18 protein-coding genes and 1 pseudogene are annotated in these 20,066 nt (G+C 62.1%); 14 read left to right on the top strand and 5 right to left on the bottom strand.

The annotated features are described in order from the left end of the window. Window positions 1–112 precede the first annotated feature (112 nt). The 6 genes from Q0X62_RS04930 to Q0X62_RS04905 all read left to right on the top strand — a co-directional run bounded on the left by Q0X62_RS04930 (window position 113) and on the right by Q0X62_RS04905 (window position 6,621). On the top strand, window positions 113–1,909 hold the full coding sequence (locus Q0X62_RS04930; protein ID WP_297732328.1) for a tetratricopeptide repeat protein: 1,797 nt from the start codon (window positions 113–115) through the stop codon (window positions 1,907–1,909). A gap of 4 nt (window positions 1,910–1,913) precedes the next feature. Then, window positions 1,914–2,858, top strand: a complete 945-nt coding sequence (locus Q0X62_RS04925; RefSeq protein WP_297732327.1) for a hypothetical protein — start codon at window positions 1,914–1,916, stop codon at window positions 2,856–2,858. A gap of 96 nt (window positions 2,859–2,954) precedes the next feature. Continuing rightward, window positions 2,955–3,929 carry a sulfotransferase gene (locus tag Q0X62_RS04920; RefSeq protein WP_297732325.1) on the top strand — a complete coding sequence of 325 codons (975 nt, stop codon included), beginning with the start codon at window positions 2,955–2,957 and terminating at the stop codon, window positions 3,927–3,929. Continuing rightward, the gene (locus Q0X62_RS04915; protein ID WP_297732323.1) at window positions 3,926–4,969 is read left to right on the top strand and encodes an ATP-grasp domain-containing protein; all 1,044 of its coding nucleotides are present in this window, start codon (window positions 3,926–3,928) and stop codon (window positions 4,967–4,969) included. The genes Q0X62_RS04920 and Q0X62_RS04915 overlap by 4 nt, the downstream gene beginning before the upstream one ends. A gap of 2 nt (window positions 4,970–4,971) precedes the next feature. Beyond that, window positions 4,972–5,700, top strand: coding sequence for a hypothetical protein (locus Q0X62_RS04910; RefSeq protein WP_297732321.1), 729 nt, complete (start codon window positions 4,972–4,974; stop codon window positions 5,698–5,700). A gap of 3 nt (window positions 5,701–5,703) precedes the next feature. Continuing rightward, on the top strand, window positions 5,704–6,621 hold the full coding sequence (locus tag Q0X62_RS04905) for an N-acetylneuraminate synthase family protein (protein ID WP_297732319.1): 918 nt from the start codon (window positions 5,704–5,706) through the stop codon (window positions 6,619–6,621). Here the strand turns inward: Q0X62_RS04905 and Q0X62_RS04900 are convergent. Both Q0X62_RS04900 and Q0X62_RS04895 read right to left on the bottom strand, forming a co-directional pair. Continuing rightward, window positions 6,622–6,929 (bottom strand): annotated as a pseudogene (locus tag Q0X62_RS04900) (GIY-YIG nuclease family protein). A 248-nt stretch (window positions 6,930–7,177) separates the two neighbouring features. Continuing rightward, window positions 7,178–7,891 carry a cupin domain-containing protein gene (locus Q0X62_RS04895; protein WP_297732315.1) on the bottom strand — a complete coding sequence of 238 codons (714 nt, stop codon included), beginning with the start codon at window positions 7,889–7,891 and terminating at the stop codon, window positions 7,178–7,180. A gap of 144 nt (window positions 7,892–8,035) precedes the next feature. Between Q0X62_RS04895 and Q0X62_RS04890 the strand changes: the two genes are divergently transcribed. The 4 genes from Q0X62_RS04890 to Q0X62_RS04875 all read left to right on the top strand — a co-directional run bounded on the left by Q0X62_RS04890 (window position 8,036) and on the right by Q0X62_RS04875 (window position 11,031). Next, the gene (locus Q0X62_RS04890) at window positions 8,036–8,914 is read left to right on the top strand and encodes a MoxR family ATPase (RefSeq protein ID WP_297732314.1); all 879 of its coding nucleotides are present in this window, start codon (window positions 8,036–8,038) and stop codon (window positions 8,912–8,914) included. 110 nt (window positions 8,915–9,024) lie between these two features. Continuing rightward, entirely contained in the window at window positions 9,025–9,786 is a 762-nt protein-coding gene (locus Q0X62_RS04885; protein ID WP_297732312.1) for a hypothetical protein, read from the top strand. Between the two features lie 157 nt (window positions 9,787–9,943). After that, entirely contained in the window at window positions 9,944–10,612 is a 669-nt protein-coding gene (locus Q0X62_RS04880; RefSeq protein ID WP_297732310.1) for a CatB-related O-acetyltransferase, read from the top strand. 53 nt (window positions 10,613–10,665) lie between these two features. Beyond that, window positions 10,666–11,031, top strand: coding sequence for a VOC family protein (locus Q0X62_RS04875; RefSeq protein ID WP_297732308.1), 366 nt, complete (start codon window positions 10,666–10,668; stop codon window positions 11,029–11,031). Between the two features lie 20 nt (window positions 11,032–11,051). Here Q0X62_RS04875 and Q0X62_RS04870 read toward each other — a convergent pair whose 3' ends face one another. Then, window positions 11,052–12,182, bottom strand: coding sequence for a hypothetical protein (locus tag Q0X62_RS04870; RefSeq protein ID WP_297732306.1), 1,131 nt, complete (start codon window positions 12,180–12,182; stop codon window positions 11,052–11,054). A 257-nt stretch (window positions 12,183–12,439) separates the two neighbouring features. Between Q0X62_RS04870 and Q0X62_RS04865 the strand changes: the two genes are divergently transcribed. Both Q0X62_RS04865 and Q0X62_RS04860 read left to right on the top strand, forming a co-directional pair. Then, window positions 12,440–13,678 (top strand): parallel beta-helix domain-containing protein, encoded by a 1,239-nt coding sequence (locus tag Q0X62_RS04865; protein ID WP_297732304.1) that lies wholly within the window; start codon window positions 12,440–12,442, stop codon window positions 13,676–13,678. 14 nt (window positions 13,679–13,692) lie between these two features. After that, complete coding sequence (locus Q0X62_RS04860) at window positions 13,693–14,811, top strand: SO2930 family diheme c-type cytochrome (RefSeq protein WP_297732302.1); 1,119 nt, start codon at window positions 13,693–13,695, stop codon at window positions 14,809–14,811. Here the strand turns inward: Q0X62_RS04860 and Q0X62_RS04855 are convergent, their stop codons facing one another. Continuing rightward, window positions 14,812–15,474, bottom strand: a complete 663-nt coding sequence (locus Q0X62_RS04855) for a TetR/AcrR family transcriptional regulator (RefSeq protein WP_297732301.1) — start codon at window positions 15,472–15,474, stop codon at window positions 14,812–14,814. A gap of 220 nt (window positions 15,475–15,694) precedes the next feature. On the opposite strand from Q0X62_RS04855, the gene Q0X62_RS04850 reads away from it, so the two are divergent. Beyond that, window positions 15,695–18,124 (top strand): TonB-dependent receptor, encoded by a 2,430-nt coding sequence (locus Q0X62_RS04850; protein ID WP_297732299.1) that lies wholly within the window; start codon window positions 15,695–15,697, stop codon window positions 18,122–18,124. A gap of 118 nt (window positions 18,125–18,242) precedes the next feature. Further along, window positions 18,243–19,418 (top strand): VWA domain-containing protein, encoded by a 1,176-nt coding sequence (locus Q0X62_RS04845; RefSeq protein ID WP_297732297.1) that lies wholly within the window; start codon window positions 18,243–18,245, stop codon window positions 19,416–19,418. Between the two features lie 10 nt (window positions 19,419–19,428). Here the strand turns inward: Q0X62_RS04845 and Q0X62_RS04840 are convergent, their stop codons facing one another. Next, entirely contained in the window at window positions 19,429–20,052 is a 624-nt protein-coding gene (locus Q0X62_RS04840) for a glutathione S-transferase family protein (protein ID WP_297732295.1), read from the bottom strand. Window positions 20,053–20,066: the final 14 nt, after the last annotated feature.

Below are 20,066 nucleotides of genomic sequence, written 5' to 3'. Positions count from 1 at the left end.
ACGGGGTGAAGAAAAGGTTTCCGCCCCACGCGCCCGCCGTCATTGGATATTAGCGAGTTCTTAAAGCGAATCCCCTGCCTTGGCTCGCAGAATCGAGGCAGGATTGATGACCATGCAGGAAGCCAGCGCGCTCGACCTTGATGCGGAAATCTCCGCAGAGGCCGAAATCGAGAAGAATGAAACCCGCGACGCCGTACCGCTCAGTGCCCAGGCGGTCCGCGTGGACGCTCATATCGAGAAAATGCCGGCGGACCGGCGGCGTGTTTTCCAGAAGGTCGCCGCCCTCGCCAAACGGGCGATGAAGACGGCCGCAGAGGGCGATAATGTTGCCGCCGCGCGCCTTGCCCACAAGGCTTACCTGCTGGCGCCCGACATGGCGCTCACCAATCATGTCCTCGGCCTGATGCTGTATAATCTGGGACGCCTCTCTCGCGCCCTCGACTTCTTCGAGACCGCCTGGAAGATCGATCCCAACGACGCTGAAATCTATCAGAAGATGGGTCTGGTCGCCTGGAAACTGAACATGCTCGATGCGGCGGAGCGATTCTATCGTCTGCAATACCAATTGGCTCCAACTGCCGTCGATGCCGCGATCAATCTGGGTGGCGTGCTGCGCGATGCGGGCAAATTCGAGGAGGCGATCGAGATCCTGCGCACCGCAATTTATGCGCATCAGGAAAACTATGAGCTCTGGAACTCCATGGGCACGGTGATCAATGACAGTGGCGACCCGGTCCAGGCCCGCACCTTCTATGAGGAAGCCCTACGTCTGAAACCGACTTATGGTCGCGCCCACAATAATATGGCCAATATTCACGAATTGCTGGGCGAACCAGAGCTCGCCATTCCCCATTTCGACGCCGCCCTCAAGGACCCGGCGGACGCCATGGAAGAAGCGACGATGCAGCATGGCCGCTCAATGGTGATGCTGGCCGCCGGACGGATCGAGGAAGGCTGGGCCGCCAATGAGAGCCGCCTCAACCCGAACCGGGCCCAGGCGACGCTCTTCACCCTGAAAACCCCGATGTGGGATGGCACCGATCCCGAACAGCTGCGCAGCAAGACCCTGCTTTTCGTCGGCGAGCAAGGCCTGGGTGACGAAATTCTTTTCATGAACACAGTCAAGGACTTACTGGGCGCGGTCGGACCGGACGGCGAGCTGCGCATCGCCTGCGAATACCGCCTCATGCCGCTGGTTCGGCGCTCCTTCCCGACCGCGGTCGTCGGTCACCACATGTCGGCCAATGTCGAGGGCCGTGATGTCCGGGTTGTGCCAAAGCTCGAAGAGGGCGCGGATTTCTGGACACCGATGGCAACGCCGTTGCGCGCCTTCCGCAACAACCTCGAAGCCTTCCCATCCGAGGAAGGCTTCCTGACACCTGATCCGGAGACCCAGGCCGCTTTCCGCAAACAGATCGATGGCTTCGGCGCGGGGCTGAAAGTCGGCGTCTTGTGGAAATCGCTGAACATGAATGCGCGCCGCTCGCGTTTCTTTTCCGCCTTCGATGCCTGGGAGGGTGTGCTAAAGACTCCAGGCGTGGACTTCATCAATCTGCAATACGGTCAGGTGGAAGACGAACTCGCCCTCGCCAAGGAGCGCTTCGGCGTCACCCTGCACCAACCGAGCGACATCGACCTGAAGATGGATCTAGACAAGGTCGCCGCCTATGCCTCGGCCTGTGACCTGGTGATCGGCCCGATGAATGCGACCTCCAACCTGGCCGCCGCCTGCGGCGGGAAGGTCTGGTTCATCCATGCTCGCTCCTCGACCTGGACGCTTCTCGGTTCGGACCGCCAGCACTGGTACCCGCAGACCCGCTCCTATTTCGGGTCCGGCTTCCAGGACTGGGAGAACACCATGGCGCGCGTCGCATCCGACCTGGCCGACCAGGCCAGCAGGCAGGCCTGACCCCATGACGGCCCGGCTCGCCCTTCGCGCCGACGGCTCGAACACGATCGGACTGGGTCATGTCATGCGGTGCGGCGCCCTGGCCAATGCGCTGGTGGTCGCAGGCGCAGCGCCAATCTGGCTCACAACAACCCCGCAATACCTGCCGGCCGATCTCGACCCCGCGGTCGAGATCATCGTGCTGGAAAGCGATGACGCCCTCGCCGACCATCTCGACGCGCTGGCGATCCGCGATCTGATCGCAGACTGGAAGGTCACCGATGCGGATCGGGTCGCGACGCTCCGGCGACACGGTACTCATGTCACTCTCATTGGCAATTTCCTGCATGGTGCCATCCCGGACCTGCATGTCCGACAGGGTTTCCTGCCCGGCCTGTCCGCCTCCGGCGCGCCCGCGCTCAGCGGCCCGAAATACCTCCTCCTCGCCCGCGATTATACCGATCTTCCTGCCCGTGAGGTCGGCCCCACTGCGGGGCGGATATTGCTCTCGCTCGGTGGCACGCATACCCCGCTCCTCGCCCGAATTCGCGACCTTCTGGCGCGCAGCTTTCCGGCGATGGATGTCGAATGGCGGGGACCGGCCCGCAATGGCCCTGTACCGCCGCTCAGCGAAGCCTTGCGGTTGGCCGATATCGGCATACTGGCCGGCGGCACCAGCCTGCATGAAGCGGCCGCGACCGGTCTGCCGACCCTGTGCGTGCCAATTGCCCCCAATCAGCTTGATCGAGCGGCACAGTTCGAGAGCGCCGGCTTGGGTCTGTCGCTCAATCCAGACGATCCGGGCTTCGAGCGTCGGTTCGGAACTGAATTGTCGGCCTTGATCGCCGATGCCGACCGCCGTCAGACGATGGCCCGCACCGGTCAGGCTTTGGTCGATGGCGGCGGCGCGGGCCGCGTCGCCCGGCATCTGCTCGGGCTGGCCGCGACGCGTTCAGCGGAATCGCAGTAAATCCTTAAGTCTCAACGGGTCCATTGGACCCAAGGCAGAATGGTGATTCGCACCAACCGACCCGACAAAGCCGAGAATCAAGGACAAGGCAGGCTCATGACCCGCGACCTCCGGACTGAAACCGGCCCGACGACCGGCGATCGCCAGATCTGGCCGAATTTCCTGGTCATCGGCGCGCCCAAATCCGGCACGACCTCACTCTATCACTATCTCAGCCAGCACCCGGACGTCTTCCTCTCACAGGTCCGCAAGGAAGGACGTTTCTTTTCCGGGGTCGGCGATGGCTCGGTCTACTGGCCGGCCTTCTATCATTTCGACACCGCGCCGAATGTCAGCGATTACCAGGCCCTGTTCGCCGAGTATGGTGGCCAGGTGCGCATCGGTGACGTCTCGCCGGACTATTACGCCTACGCCCCGATCGCAGCGCCGCGCGTGATGACCTATTGCGGACCGGAAACGCGCATCATCGCCATTCTGCGCAATCCCGTGGACCGCACTTATTCCCATTACCTGCAGAATGTCCGCCGCGATGCGGAATTCTACTCCTTCGAGAAAGCCCTCGCGGATGAGCCGCGCCGCATCGCCGCCAATTGGGGCTTTCAGTGGCTCTACGCCGAGACCGGCCGCTATGCTGATCGTCTGCGCGAATATCGCGACCGGTTCGACACCATGCTCATCCTGCTTCAAGACGAGCTCGACCAGGATGGGCCGGGCGTTGTGAAGCGCATCTTCGACTTTCTCGAGATCGACAGCGATGTCCCCGTCGAAGTGGAGACACGCTATAATACCGGCGGCATACCGCGCTCGAAGATGAGCATTCTCGAGGGCGCGCATGATGATCGCGACGGTGAGAGTTTCGAGGCTCGGCACGCCGAACTGGTTGCGCCCGTCACCGGTGTTGCCGGCGCGACCAGCGCCGATGGCGTCTACCCACCCATCCAGGACGCCAAGGTCTCGATCCCGCCGATGGCAGCCGAGACCCGCGCCCGGCTCCAGACGCAATTCGAGCCGGAGATTATCGCCCTGGAAGACCTGCTCGGGCGCTCCCTCGACCTGTGGCGGCCGGCATGAGCCTGTCTGAACTCTCCAGGGGCGTACTGGTTACCGGTGTCGGAGCGCCGCCCGGACTGGGCACGCTGCGCTCCTTGCGCCAGGCCGATCCAGCCCTGCGCCTCGTGGCCGCCGATACGAATGCGCTGGCCGGCGGGCTATACGAGCCGGGCATCGAGCACACCGTCTTGCCCTCGGCGGCCGATCCGGAGGCCTACCGCTTTGCGGTAAAAGCCTTCTGCGAACTCCAAGACCTCGACATCATCATCGCCGGATCTGAAGCGGAGATCGCCGCCCTCGCGCCGGTTGCCCGCGCGTGGAGCGAAGCCGGCCTGCGCGTGCCGGTCGCCGAGCCGGAGGTGATCGCCTTCGGTATCGACAAGGGCTTACTCCTCGAACGAGCCCGCCGTGTCGGCCTGCCCCATCCGCAGACACTGCAACCGACGTGCGATGCGGACCTCACCGGCTGGGATGGGGGCTTTCCCTGCGTCGTCAAACCGCGCACATCGCGTGGCGCGCGCGGTGTCAGTTATCCATCCGACATGGCCGAGCTCCGCGCCGTCTGGACCGAGACTTCGACGGAGCACGGACCTTGCGTCGTCCAGCAACTCATCCCCGGCGGCGCGGAAACGGTCTATACGATCGGTTCGCTGTGGAACCGCGGCGACCTGATCGTCTCGACCCTGCACCGCAAGCTGCAGACCAATCCGCCCTCCGGCGGTGTCGCGATCGCCGGCGAGACGGTCGATGACCCCGAGTTGATGGCGGCCGGCCTTGCCGTCCTCCAGGCCTCCGGCCCCTGGCATGGCCTTGCCGCCGTCGAGCTGAAACGTCCGACCAAGGACGCCCCGCCCTATCTGCTGGAGATCAATCCACGCATGTGGGGCTTTGGCTATCTGATGACCCTGGCCGGCCTTAATATCCCGGCCCTGCTGGTGCGCATGCTGGCCGGCCGCGAGCATCTTGTCGGCCATATCCCGTCAACCTTTCCGCCCTATGCTCCAACGCGTATGGTTCGAACCTGGCAGGACATCGAAATCCCGCCAACCGAGGAGACATGATCGTGACCCGAACAGTCGCCGTCATTCAGGCCCGCACCGGCTCCAACCGGCTGCCGGGCAAGATTCTGGAACCCTTGCACGACGATGTGTCGCTGCTGGCCTACCAGTGCCGCCATTTGCGCGAGATCGAGGGCGTGGACGAATTGGTCATCGCGACCACGACCAATCCCGATGATGATGCGGTCGTCGCCTTGGCCGAAAGCGAAGGCATCCGCGTCTTCCGCGGCTCGGAAGAGGATGTGCTGTCGCGCTTCCTCATGGTCGCCGAACTCACCCTGGCCAAGACGCTGATCCGCATCACCTCGGACAGCCCCTTCCGCGACCCCGCCGTGATTGCGCGCTGCGTTGCCGAGCATCGCGCCCAGGGTGCTGAGTATACCCGCCCGAGCGCCGGACATCTGCCCAAGGGTCTGCGTGCCGAAGTCGTCGAGACCGCCGTCCTGCGCCAGCTTGATAGCGCCGCCGAGACCACACCGCGCGACCGCGAACACGTCACTGTCTTCATTCGCGACCATCTCGACCGCTTCCGCTGTCACGCGGTCGATTTCCCGGAAGCGCTGCACCGGCCGGACTTTGATGTCTCTGTCGACACACGGGACGATCTCGCCCTGGTCCGCGCGCTCCATGCCAGCCTGGCAGAGCGCGACTGGCCGGCCGACACGGCGCATTTGTGCCGCCTGTTCGACGAGACACACGTGCTCAAATCCATCCTCACAGACCTGGCTTCCTGATCCATGACCCATATCGATGTGATCGCCGAAATCGGCTCCAACCATGGCGGCGATATCGACGAAGCCAAGCGCTATATCGCGGCCTGTGCCAAGGCCGGAGCCGATGTCGTCAAATTCCAGACATTGAGCCGCGAAGGCCTGATCGCCCGCTATGTAAAGGATGCGGACGGCCAGATTGTCGAGAATCCGAAATTCGCCGCCTTCTCCAATGCCGGCCTGCCCGATGCCTGGCACGCGCCGCTGAAAGCCTGTGCCGAGGACAATGGCGTCGAATTCATGTCCACGCCCTTCTCGCTGGACGCCGTCGCGCTGATGGAAGAGATCGGCGTCAAACGCTACAAGATCGCCTCGGGCGACCTCACCTTCTCGCCGCTTCTGGAAGCGCTGGGCGCGACCGGCAAACCGCTCATCCTGTCGAGCGGTGCCAGCTATATGGATGAGGTCACGCAGGCCGTCAGCACGTTGAGCCGGGCCGGCTGTCCGAAGCTGACCGTCCTGCATTGCGCCGCCAGCTACCCGCCGGCCTGGGAGGATCTCAACCTCGCAGCGATCACAACCATGCAGAAGACACTCGGCCTGTCCGTCGGCCTGTCCGACCACTCGCCCGGCGCCATGGCCCCGATCGCCGCCGCGGCCCTGGGCGCCGTGGTGATCGAGAAACACGTGACCTTCGACCGCACCACGCCCGGTCCCGACCATCCGTTCGCGATGGAGATGGACGAGCTGGCCGCCATGATCACCGATCTGCGCAATCTGGAGATTGCCCTGGGTGATGGCGTGAAAAAACCGGCCGCCAGCGAGATCAATCGCCGCCGCAATCTGCGCCGTGGTCGATATGACGCCGCAACTGGAAAGCCGGATGATGAGGGTGTCGACTGGCTGCGCCCGCAACACGCGCCGGATGACCGGGTGGAGTTTTGATCACTCCATAGGCGCCCACATCTGGATGGTCTCGAACAGGTCTTCCCAATCGGGATTGGTGCGCTCGATCAGATTGATCCTCCATTGGCGATGCCAGTTTTCAGGCGCTTCTCGCGTTCGATTGCAAACCCGAAATCCTGGTGAAACTCGTACCAGACTAGGCGATTGACCTTGTACTCGCGGGTAAAGGCCGAGCCCTTGCCTTCCTTGTGCAGCATGATCCGCATCGCGATATTGCCCGTCACACCGATGTAGAGTGTGCCGTTGCGTTGGCTGGCGAGGATATAGACACACGGATGGCGGGCCATGCGCGAAGGGTAGCGTTGGCGTGTCCGGACATCCGTGATGCCGGTCACCAACTGTCAATTTTCCAGCCTCCACCAACCGTCATCCTGACGAAGGTCAGGACCCAGATTATAAAGCGAGATGGTGCCCGGACTGGATAAGTCTCGCCCTTGGATCTGGGCCCTGACCTTCGTCAGGGTGACGGTAAATTTGGGCCACAACAAAAAAGGGCGCCCGGAGGCGCCCCATTTGTCGCGGCTGACACCCGACATTATTTCGTCCGGATCGCGTCGATCTTCGACGCAGAAACGCCATCAACAATCGTGCGATTGATCATCGGGTGGTTTTCGTCCTGCGGGCCGAAATCACTGTCCGGATGGTAAGCGATCACGCGCATTTCGCTATCGAAGGTGCGGAATTTGTGATGGCCTTCATAGGGGATACGGAACATCACGCTCGGTTCAAGTGGAATGATGCCTTCCGGCGTCTCGCACTCGCCGCGACCGGAGAAGACCACACCGATCCGATCGGACGGATGGGTGTGGGAGGTCTGGTCGATGCCCGGCGGGAAATAGAGCAGGTTGAGACAGGGATCGCCCATCTTGACCGGCGCGATCAGCAGGCTGTCGGTGCAGCCATCGATGTATTTCAGACGGCCCTGCGGTTCGACCGGGCCGCCGATCGAGAAGAAGGCCTGATGGAATTCGCGCGCCATGACGATGCCGCGGCCACCGGAGACGGTGAGCGCGTTATTGGCCGAGAAATACATCCCCGCGCGCAGCGTGAACTGGCCCGACGCCGTCACCAGCGTCGCCTCGCCTTCCTGGACAAAGCCGAAATAGGCCGTGTCCACATCGCCCAGCTCAAGCGTTTCGCCATCCCAGGCATGCAGCGTCGTCGGGAAATTGGGATCGCAATCCGCAACCTTCCCGGTCAGCCATTCGAAGGCGTAAAAATTCTGCGTCCGCATCATCCCGTCAGCCATGGATCGAGCACCTCTTCCATCATGCAATCACACTCGACGGGATTCGTCTTTACAGTCCCTTAATCGACGCGTGTTGGTGGCGAATACAAAATTAACGGGCAAACCCCTCTGGAGACATGCGACCAATCGCGCTAGATCGCTGACATGCGCTTTGAAGGAACAGATCAGTACGTTGCTGATGGTGAACTGAGTGCCGCGGTCAACGCCGCGGTGGCTCTCGAGCGCCCGCTTCTCGTCAAAGGCGAGCCGGGCACAGGCAAGACGGAATTGGCCAAGCAGGTCGCTCAGGCGATGGGCATGCCGCTGATAGAATGGCACATCAAGTCGACCACAAAGGCCCGCCAGGGTCTGTATGAGTATGATGCCGTGGCGCGCCTGCGCGACAGCCAGCTCGGCGATGACCGGGTGCACGATATCAATAACTATATCCGCAAGGGCAAGCTGTGGGAGGCCTTCGCCGCGCCCGAGCGCTCCGTCCTGCTGATCGACGAGATCGACAAGGCCGATATCGAATTCCCTAACGACCTCCTGCAGGAGCTCGACCGGATGGAATTCCATGTCTACGAGACCGGCGAGACGATCACGGCGCAGAGCCGCCCGGTCATCATCATCACCTCGAACAATGAGAAGGAATTGCCGGACGCCTTCTTGCGCCGCTGCTTCTTCCACTTCATCGCCTTCCCTGACGAAGCGACCATGCGCAAGATCGTCGAGGTCCATTATCCCGGCCTGAAGGGGCGCCTCCTGTCGGAAGCGCTGACGCTCTTCTACCAGATCCGCGATGTGCCTGGCGTCAAGAAGAAGCCCTCGACCTCGGAATTGCTGGACTGGCTGAAACTCCTCCTGGTCGAGGATATCGATGCCTCGGTCCTGGCCGAACGCGACCCGCGCAAGCTGATCCCGCCGCTGCACGGTGCCCTGCTGAAAAACGAACAGGACGTCATGCTGTTCGAAAAGCTCGCCTTCATGGCGCGGCGTCCCGGTGGCCCGGGCGAGGGTCCGCGCGGGCCGGGGGCGGCCTGAGAGCAATACCGGTTGCTTGACTAAAATTAACGACCGATTGCTTGACGTGAATTAATTCGACATCCCCCCTCCCGGTTGTGAGGATAAAACCGATGGATCGGGAGGGGCTTATGTCTTCGGTCAGGTTGGCAACCGCTGCGTTGGTTGTGACAACGCTCACAACTATCGCGGTCTACACGTGGGCGAACCCAACGCCGCCTGCTCAAAGCCCCATCCGCCCGTCGGAGACCGCCTCCCGGCCTCAGAGCGACGACACCAGCAACCGCCAGGCCGCAATGTTGCGGAGCGCGCGCGGTCAATCGAGTGAATACGACGCCACGGTTGATGCCCGCATGCAGGAAGCTGCATCGCTTTATGTCGCTGATGTGGATCGCGCGGTCGCGGCCATCGACGCCTATTCTCCGGATCTGAGGGCTTTGGACTGGGATGGTGTTGTTGCCGTCCTCAATCAGCTGGAAGACTGGGTCGGTGTGGTAGCTCAGTCAGAGACCCATCAACTGAACGGCGAAGAACTCGAGCGCGTCAACCGGCTCATCTTGCACCTCGCCCGCAAGCAACGCCGTCTGCTGCCGCGCCTGCGAGCGAGCCTGAACAATATCGACGACTTCTATGACGGCGTCGGGTGCTACACCACGGCCGACCGCGACCTGGTCGCAGTTTGCAGTGCCGAACGATTTCAACGATCCAATGAGATCCGCCGTTTCCAAAATCGCACCCGATCCCTCATGCGTCAGTTGCGGTTCCGGCAAGTGCTTTACCAACCGCACCAGACTACACCCGCCAATTACTACTCCGACACGTTTGACGCGGTGGAAGATGGCGCTATCGTGATGTGGAGTCTTGCAGGCGTGTCCCGCCGCTTCAGAGATTGAAATCACCATAGGCGACCGCGGCACTGTCACGGTGCACGGCTCAGACATCATCAACAGTCGGGAGGCTGACATGAACAATCGCGGCTAGTCCGCGCCTGACCGGGAGACCGGAGGCGCGTTTCGAGTATCTGAAACCCGTCACGCCCGGAGTCTGTTCATGACGACCTCAACCGATACGCCCGTCTTCGACCACCCCGCCCTCGATCCCATGAACCCGTCGCCCCTGCCGGCGGCGGCATCCATGGCCTATCTCAAACCGCTCATCGCCGGACATCCCAAGATCACGGCCGACGATTACAGCTATATCCATTCCTTCGATGATCCGGCCTGCTTTGCCGAAACCCAGCTCAAATACGCCTTCGACTTCATCGAGGACCGGCTGGAGATCGGCAGATTCTGTTCGATCGCCGCGGATGCCAGTTTCGTGCTCAATGGCGGCAATCATTTCGCCGATCGCCTGTCGAGCTACCCCTTCCCGATTTTCGGCTGCTGGGGTGAGCCCGATCCCGGCCCTTGGCCCAACAAGGGCGGCATCACGATCGGCCATGATGTCTGGATCGGCTGGGACGCGGTCATCATGCCTGGCGTGACCGTCGGTCATGGCGCCATCATTGCCGCTAAATCCGTCGTCACTCGCGATGTCGATCCCTATACGATCGTCGGCGGCAATCCGGCCAAGCCGATCCGCAAGCGCTTGCCCGAAGCGGATATCGAGCGCCTGCTCGAGCTCGCCTGGTGGGACTGGCCGGTCGAGGCGATCCGGGTGGCGTCCGACGCCTTGATGAAGGCGGATATCGACGCGCTGGAACAACTTGCGCCGAATTAATTCGGGAAATGCCTCCTCATTGGCGACACTGTGCGCTCAATGGGGAGGCCAAAATGTCCGAAACAAAACTCCTGCGGGCCATCCCGGTCCTGCCATCGCTCAAGGTCAGCGACAGCCTGACCTTCTTCAAGCGGCTGGGATTTCAGGCCTGGGGCTGGGAAGATCCGCCCAGCTATGGCGGGGTCACCCGCGACGGGGCCGAGCTGCATTTCTTCACCACCGACCGCAAGGAGGTCTGCGAATGGACGTCCTGCCGGGTCGATGTCGATGATGTCACGGGCATCCATGAACAGGCGATTGCGGTGGGATGCTTGCACCCCAATGGCAAGCTCGAAGACAAACCCTGGGGGTATCGCGAATTTGCCATCCTCGACCCGTTTGGTGTGCTGGTGACGTTCGGGCAGAATCTCGAGCGCTGACCGGCTCGCCGGATGGGGGCTCAGTCCGTCAAGCGGGTGAGCGTATAGGTCCCGGTTGCCGACCAGTCGGCCTCACTGTCAAGGCGGGTCTCGGCGTCGATCGTGACCCTGTCATCCGTCATTGATGACCAGCGCCAGCGCGCGAGGGCAGACGGAATGAACGTGCGGAAGCCGTCATAGAAATTGGCCTGGTAAGAGGCGATAACGAGGTCAGGTGCCGTGTGAAAGTCGGCGCCCTCACCGCCCGCTCGCGCGATGGCATAGCTGTGGCGTTCGCCCGGCCTGTCGGTCAGCGAGAATTGCACCCAGTGCTGCAGGATGGGCGACCAGCTCCAGATCAGCAGGGTCTCGTGACCATCCATCATCATCAGCCCGCCGACAGCGCAGCCATCGAGCATCCGGGCGGCTTCGAAACGCCCCGTGGTGGCGGTGCCATCCGGAGCTGTGAGCGTCACCGTCCAGTTGCCGGCGAGGCCATCAAACGCGCCGTGCGGTTGGTCCGGACAGAGCAGGTCGCCGTGCTGGCCCGGCCAACCCGTTGACGCGTTCACCGGTGCGGCGTGCGTGGCGATCCGGTCGAGATCGATAATCGTCCAGGTCTGCCAGCTCGTGCCGCCATCAAACGTGCTGGCCCCTTCCCAACGGAAACTGCCTTCGTGAATGTCGGAGAAGGTATAGCGTCGCACAACCGGCGCGTCCGGCGTCGAGCGCTGGGCATCATGGCTGTAGAGTTGAACGCGATTGCGAAGGGCCGGACCCATAAGCTGATCGGTAAGCGCCAGTCCGTCGAAACCGGCATTGGGCCAGTTCTGGACCATGATCCACTCGCCCGTTTCACCGTCGAGATACCGGATCGAGATGCCACGACCGGAGGCAATGGTTGGATCCGGCTCGAGCGGCTCGCCAAACTCCACCAGGGCCTTGCCGCCCAGCATGGTGTAGACATGCTGGCGGAGTTGCGTTCCCTCGCGGACAAAGTCGAGCCCCTCGGGGTCGCGCGGCCGCCAATTCGTGGTCCATTCACCGCGCCAGAAATCATAGGCCCGGGCGTCCTCGGTCGCCATGGCCGGGGCGAATGTCTCCGAAGGCAAATCCACCCAGGGGGTTGTCGTCTGCAGGGCCATCGCCACTGCGAATATCGTGCTGGTCATTCCCTGTCCTCGAGCCGTGTGCCATCCCAGACTGGACCGGGTCGCCCATAGCGCCTGCATCGCAAGTGATCACAATCCGGTGATCCGCGTGCGGCGCCCCGACAAGGCGTCAGACGGTCGTCGGCTGCGCTAAAAACAGAAACTTTTTCCGTTTCCGATTGTCTATCGCTTCCGGATATGGAAATTTGTGGCACAACAGACGGACAGCGCGCAGCAGTCTCAAGGCTCAAGTGCGGGCGAATGCCGGGGAGAAGGCAATGAAAATAACGCGATATCTGATTGTGGGCGCCGCGGCGCTGATTCTGACCGCTTGCGGCAATGGTGGCCAGGACGGCCGCGATGTCTCCGAAGCGGACCGGGACTACCAGTCCGTCCTGCTGGAACAATTGATCGACGCGCAGCCGGGCGACATCATCGAAATCCCCGCCGGTGTCTACAGCTTCAACCGATCCTTGAGCCTCAATGTTGACGGCGTGACCATTCGTGGCGCCGGCATGGACCAGACCATTCTCAACTTCCAGGACCAGATCGCGGGCGCTGAAGGCCTGATCGTCACAGCCAATGACTTTACCCTGGAAGACCTCGCCATCGAAGACACGTCCGGCGACGGGCTGAAGGTGAATGGCGGCGAGAACATCATCATTCGCGGCGTCCGCGTTGAGTGGACGAATGGCTATTCCACCGAGAATGGCGCTTACGGCATCTATCCGGTCCAGACCACCAATGTCCTGGTCGAGAACACGGTCGCGATTGGCGCCTCGGATGCCGGCATCTATGTCGGCCAGTCCCGCAATGTCGTCGTGCGCAATAATCGCGCCGAATACAATGTCGCCGGCATCGAGATCGAGAATTGCATCGGCGCCGATGTCTACGGCAATGTCGCGACCAACAATACCGGCGGCATTCTCGTCTTCAACATGCCGAACCTGCCGCAGCCGGGCTATCACACCCGCGTCTATGACAATGATATCTTCGAGAACAATACCGAGAATTTCGGCCATGCCGGCACACCGGTCGCCAGCGTCCCGGCCGGGTCCGGCATCGTCATCAATTCCAATGACCAGGTCGAGATTTTCAACAATCGCATCTCGGACAATGACACCGCCAACATCATCATCTCGAGCCTGCACTCGACCGGCTATTCCGATTACTCGGTGCAGACCGACTTCGACCCCTATCCGGAGACGATCTGGATCCATGACAACACCTATTCCGGTGGCGGCACGTCGCCGGACGGCCTCGACCTGACGGCGCTGAAAATTGCTCTGTTCGGGCTGAATGGTGCTCTGCCGGACGTGTTGTTCGACGGCTATATCGATGACGAGAAGCTTGTCGATGGCGTCCTGCCGGACGCACTGCGCATCTGCGTGGCCGATGATGTCGACGTGCTCAATGCCGACGGCCCGAACGGCTATGGCTCACCGCGAGTCGAGACCGAAAGCTTCCGTTGCACGCTCGATGGCCTCGCGCCGGTCGAGCTCGCTCTCGCCGACTGATCAGGACTCTCGCCGTGTTTCGCCGACTGACCCTCCTGCTGGCGTTGGGCATTGCTGCCTGCGCCCCCAGCGAACCGACGCCGCAATTTCATGCGGTCGACACGCCCCGTCTTCTGTCCGAATGGGGCCAAGTGGGGATTAGTGGCGAAACACTGCGATTGGGCGAGGGCGTTGTGGCCTATGACCTCAACACCCCGCTCTTCACGGACTACGCGCTGAAACTGCGCACAATCTGGATGCCGGAGGGGATGCAGGCGGGCTATCGCGAAGGCGAGACGCTGGACTTCCCGGTCGGCACCGTGATCACCAAGACCTTCTACTACCCGCTCGCCGACCAACCGGGCGCTGTCATGCGCGGCGACGGGCACGCCCTGATCGATGCCGATGGTGCGCTGGACCTGTCACAGGTCCAGCTGATCGAGACCCGCATTCTCGTTCACCGCGAAGACGGCTGGGCCGCCCTACCCTATCGCTGGAATGAGGATCAGAGCGAAGCCGTTCTGCATCGCTATGGCGACGTTGTGCCGCTGACCCTGGTCGGAGCCGACGGTGACGCACAGGACTTCAATTATGTGATGCCGGATGTGAATCAGTGCGCCAGTTGCCATGCCCCGGACTCCAATACCCGCGCGATCGCGCCGATCGGACCAAAGCCGCGTCATCTGAACCGTGACTTCGATTATCCGGACGGTCCGATGAACCAGCTCGATTACCTCACCCAGATCGGCTTTCTGACTGGCGCCCCGGCCCCGGCCGAAGCCCCGCGCAATGCGGACTGGGCCGATCTGAACGCCACGCTGGAAGATCGCGCCCGGGCCTATCTCGACGCCAATTGCTCCCATTGCCACAGCCCGGTCGGACCGGCCGACACATCAGGCCTCGACCTCGAACCGGGCATCCCGCACGGCCCGGCCCTGGGCATTTGCAAACTGCCGATCGCGGCAGGCGCTGGGACAGGGGATCGTCGCCATGACATCGTTCCCGGCCAGCCGGACGAGTCCATCCTGCTCTTCCGCCTCGATAATATCGAGCCGGACCAGATGATGCCGGAAGTGGGGCGTTCGACCATCCACACCGAGGGCGTCGAACTCATCCGGGCCTGGATTGAGAGCCTTCCCGGCAATTGCGACTGATCAGTCCAGATAGGGCGCGAGATAGCGCTGAAGTGCCATCAGGGCTTCGGTGAAATAGATCTCGGCATCGGCGGGGCGGTCCCGCGTTTCGAAGATCAGCACTTCCGCGGCGCAATAGATTTCTACGGTCATTCGCGCGACCACGTCCGGGTTTCCGCCATGAAAACCATCCAGCCCCTTGCGCCATCGATCGGCCAGGAATCCGGCCAGGCGCAAATTCCACGCCTCGCGGACGGTACGAAGCTCGTGCGTCGTCAGGGTCAGGCGGAAGACGGCCCCATAGGACGGATTGCTGGCGACCAGCTGGCGCAAGCCGAAAATCATCCCCGACAGGCTGACCTTCCAGTCCTGCTCATCGGGATCCTCCATGATCGTGGTCACGATCCGGTCGGTCTCGGTCTTGAACTCTTCCAGAATGGTGCGGTGAATGGAGTAGATGTTCGGGAAATAGCGATAGACCGAACTCACCGGCACGCCCGCTTCGGCGGCCACGGTCGAGGTTGTGATCGCATCCACGTCGCCGCGCTCCAGCAAGGTCTTGGTGGCCGCAACGATCTTGGCGATTCGAACCTGGGACCGCTTCTGCCGCGGCGCGGCTCGCCTTTCCAGGTCGACCACTTCTGTCGGTGCGCGTTCGTTCACAAGCTGCCTCGTTGAATTCATTTTGTAATCTGGCACAACATTCCGGCGAGGCAAGTGTGACCCTTTTGCGTCGCCTGCCCACCTTCGTCTGCTACCGCCTCGCACTCGCTTGAATAACAGAAAAAAATTCTGTTTCATTTAATTGGGTATCCGGACGGAGAATCCAAGGGGAAATCGGCCCGACATGCGCAATCAGATGCGCGGCTGGCCGAAAATGGGCCCAGCGCCCAGCGGAGGAAAAATGACACGCATCCAATCGGCCCGCCGGCACAGCCTGCGCGCACTGCTCGCCTCGACCGTTGCCTGCATCGCGGCGGCACCCGCGCTGGCTCAGGACGAGGCCATGGACGAGGACGTCATCGTGGTGACCGCGCAGCAACGCGCCCAGTCTTCCCAGGACGTCCCGATCTCGTTGCAGGTCATGGACAGCGAATTCATCAGCTCGGTCGCCGCCGATGATATGGGTGATCTGGACGCCTTCGTGCCGGGCCTCGATGTTTCCAATGGCAGCCCGACCCAGCCGCGCTATTCCATCCGCGGCATCACCACCAGCGATTTCGGAGTCGGAACCGACCCGGCGGTCGGTATCTATGTCGACGGCATCTATGCGGCACGCTCGGGCGCGTCCCTTCTGGCCTTCAATGATATCGAGCGGATCGAGGTTCTGAAGGGGCCGCAGGGCACGCTCTTCGGACGCAACTCCGCCGCCGGTGCCGTCTCCATTATCACGCGCGAACCCAGCGACGAGCTGGAGGGACGCGTCGCGGTCCGTCTGGGCAGCCATAATCGTGTGCGCACCGAGGCAATGATCAATATCCCGATCACCGACACACTCGCCGTGCGCGCCAACTTCCTCGACAACAGCGCCGATGGCTGGCTGACCGACGCCGTCACCGGCGAGGATTATCGCCGCGAGGACGCCTCCGCCGACCGCATCACCGTGCGCTGGGATGCGACCCCGTCGACCCAGATCCTGCTGCGCCACAGCCGTGACAGTATCGACCAGGACGCCCGCCCGGCGATCGGCATCGTCGACTTGCCGGCCGCCCCGGGCACACCGCCCCTGCCCGTTGATACCGACGCCTATCTCAACCCGTTCAACGCGCCGCTGCGCAATGATGTGGTCTTCAATCGCGAAGCCCGCGACCTGGCCGAAACCACGCTGACCATCCGTCAGGATATCGGCGAGATGACGCTGACCTCGCTGACCTCCTACCGTGAATTCGACACGATGAACCGCGAGGACGAGGACGGTACCAACCGGATCGACACCTATTTCGACACGTCGAATGTCGAGAGCAATGAAGCCTTCTATCAGGAGTTTCGCCTCGCCGGCACAAGCGGCCCGGTCGATTGGCTGATCGGCGCCAGCTATTATGACGAGACCGCGATCCAGGCCTCCGAAACCTTCACTTTCACCGATACGGTGAACACCGTGCTGGGTAATATCGGCGCCGGCACGCCTTTCACCGATCTGGAATACGGCCTGCTTGTTCCTAACGGCCTGCCCTTCTCGATGCTCGGCCATTCCTGGTCGGAAATCATGAGCAATGAGGGCGAGTTCACGGCGCGGGCGGTCTATGCCGACATGATCTGGTCGGCCACGGACCGCCTGAACATCTCGCTCGGCCTGCGCTATACCGAAGACGAGAAGACCTTCCAGTGGACCAATGGGCCTCGCGTCGCCAACAGTCTCGACCAGACTCTGGCCGCGCTCGACAATGCCGGCATTCTGGGCCTCGCTGGCGCATCGCCCAATGACTTCCTCTTCGACTTTGTCTTCGACCTGTCACCGCTGGCGGGCGTGGCCTGCGATAATGGCGTCAATGTCGCCGAAGGCGTGGCCTGCATCATGGAAGACAGCTGGAACAATCTCAGCCCGCGTGTCGTCGTCGACTATCAGCTGACCGAAAATGTCATGGTCTATGGCTCCTTCTCGGAAGGCTACAAGGCGGGGGGGTACAACTCGGTCGAGGTCGGCTCGCGCTTCGAGAACGAGACCGTCACCAGCTGGGAAGTCGGCTTCAAGTCGGATTTTCTCAATCCCGACCTGATCTTCAACATGTCCGCCTTCTCCTATGTCTATGAGGGCAAGCAGTCGATCCGACTGGTGGTGCCGACCGGTGGCGGTGTGCCGCAATACCTGGTCCAGACCTCGGATGATGAGGCTATCGGTGTCGACATGGAGCTGGACTGGCAGACGACTGACGCGCTGCGTCTCTACGGCAATGCGCAATGGATCGATTCCACCCACAAGCGCCGTATGGACAGCAATGGCACCGATCTGTCGGGCGAACCGACCGGTGAACCCTTCTGGAATGTCGCCTTCGGCGGTGAGTTTGTGATCGACTATGCCAATGGCAGCGATCTGACCCTTCAGGCCAATCACGCTTGGCGTGGTGAGGGCCGCTGCAACAGTCAGTCGACCTTGCAGGGCACGTGCGGCGGCTATCCGGCCTTTGCTCTGGGCGAAGCGCGCAACCGCACCGATCTGCGCGCGCGCTGGACCGCGCCGAATGGCGATCTGACGGTCAGCGCCTTCGTCAATAATGTCTTCGACAACCAGTATGTCGAGGGCGTCAACAACATCACGGCGAGCACGCTGGGCACAGCGTTCGCCTCGATTTCGACGCCGCGGGTTTGGGGGGTGGAGTTCGGTTACGACTTCTAGTCACGAACGCCATAGCGGCTGGACGGCCTCGCCTTTGGGCGGGGCCGTTTCCTTTTGGGGGTCAGATTGCACACACTCCGGCCCTTCCCTGCCGCGCGAAGCTCGCTAGATTGGGATTATGCTGCATCACTTCTTTACCGAGCTCCGCGCCGCCAAGATCCCTGTCACCACACGGGAATACCTGACCTTGCTGGAAGCGCTCGACAAGGGCGTCATCGAGCCGGAGATCAAGCATTTCTACTCGGTCAGCCGCGCGGCGCTGGTCAAGGACGAGAAGGATTTCGACAAGTTCGACATGGTCTTCGGCCATGTCTTCAAGGGGGTCGAAATGCTCTCCCAGATGTTCGAGGACAAGGAAATCCCGGACGAGTGGCTGCAGGCGATGATGAAGCGCATGCTCACCGAGGAGGAGATGGCCGAGCTCAAGGCCCTGCCCTTTGACGAGTTGATGGAAACCCTCAAGAAGCGCCTGGAAGAACAGGAAAAGCGGCATGAGGGCGGAAACAAGTGGATCGGCACCGGCGGCACCTCGCCCTTTGGTCATTCCGGCTATAACCCGTCCGGCGTGCGCATTGGCGGCGAAAGCCAGAACAAGCGCGCGGCCAAGGTCTGGGAACAGCGCCGCTACAAGGATCTCGACGGCGAGCGCGAGCTGGGCACGCGCAATCTGAAAGTCGCCCTGCGCCGCCTGCGCAAATTTGCCCGCGATGGCGCGCGCGAGGAGCTCGACCTGAGCGAGACGATCGACGCCACCGCCAAGCAGGGCTGGCTCGATGTCATCATGCGCCCGGAGCGCCGCAACGCCATCAAGGTCCTCGCCCTGTTCGATGTCGGCGGCTCGATGGACCCGCATATCCGGCTCTGCGAGGAATTGTTCTCGGCCGCCCGCACGACCTTCAAGAATCTGGAATATTTCTACTTCCACAACTGCCCCTATGAGGGCGTGTGGCGGTCAAACCTGCGCCGTCGCACCGAGACCGTGCCGACCCTGGACGTGATGCACAAATATCCGGCCGACTGGAAGGTCATCCTGGTCGGGGATGCGGCCATGGCACCTTATGAGATCACCCATGATGGCGGTTCGGTCGAGCACTGGAATGAAGAGGCCGGTGCGGTCTGGCTCAAGCGCATTGTTGAGACCTGGCCGCACCTGATCTGGATCAATCCGACGCCGGAGAAATGGTGGGAGCACTCCTACTCCACCCGCCTCGTCCAGGACATTATCGGCGCCGACCGCATGTTCCCGTTGACCCTGGAAGGCGTCGATGCGGCGATGAAGGAATTGGCGCGGTAGTAGCGGGGGCCTAAGCCAGCACCGTCATCCGGCCTTCATCATAATCCAGCTCGAGCTCGTTCTCGACGCGGGCGATCCAGCTGCGGACGCCGAGGAATTCATCCAGATCGAAACCGCCCTCATCGGCGACGCGCGTATAGGCGACGAGCGCGATGTCGGCGAGGGTGAGCGTGTCACGGACAATGAAGTCGCGGGACAGGAGACGCATTTCCATCACCCCCAGCGCCCGCCGCCCCTTGGCCATGAGTTGCGGGTCAATCGTGTCGTCACTCATACCCTGAAAAGCCTTCTGGAATCGGCGCACAGCGATGAAAGGCTCATGGCTGTATTGCTCCCAGAACATCCATTCGAGCATCTTGGCCTGATCGAAGGCATCGTCCGGGACCAGGTCTGAACCGTCCGCAAGATGGAAGATAATGGCGTTGGACTGGGCCAGTATGCGGCCATCCTCACGCTCCAGGCAGGGCACCTGACCGGCCGGATTGATGGCCAGGAAATCCTCGGTGCGGGTCTCGCCCTTGGCGACATCGACCTCATGCCAGTCGTAATTGAGGCCGAGCCGGTCGGCCGTCCATTTCACCTTCAGGCAATTCCCACTGCGCTGATCACCATAGATGCGAACGGGCTGGCTCATGGACGACTCCCTTG

The organism is uncultured Maricaulis sp. (genome assembly GCF_947259345.1).
GTDB lineage: Bacteria > Pseudomonadota > Alphaproteobacteria > Caulobacterales > Maricaulaceae > Maricaulis.
Note: the sequence above shows the minus strand (reverse complement) of the source record. Positions and strands in the feature narration are given on the sequence as shown.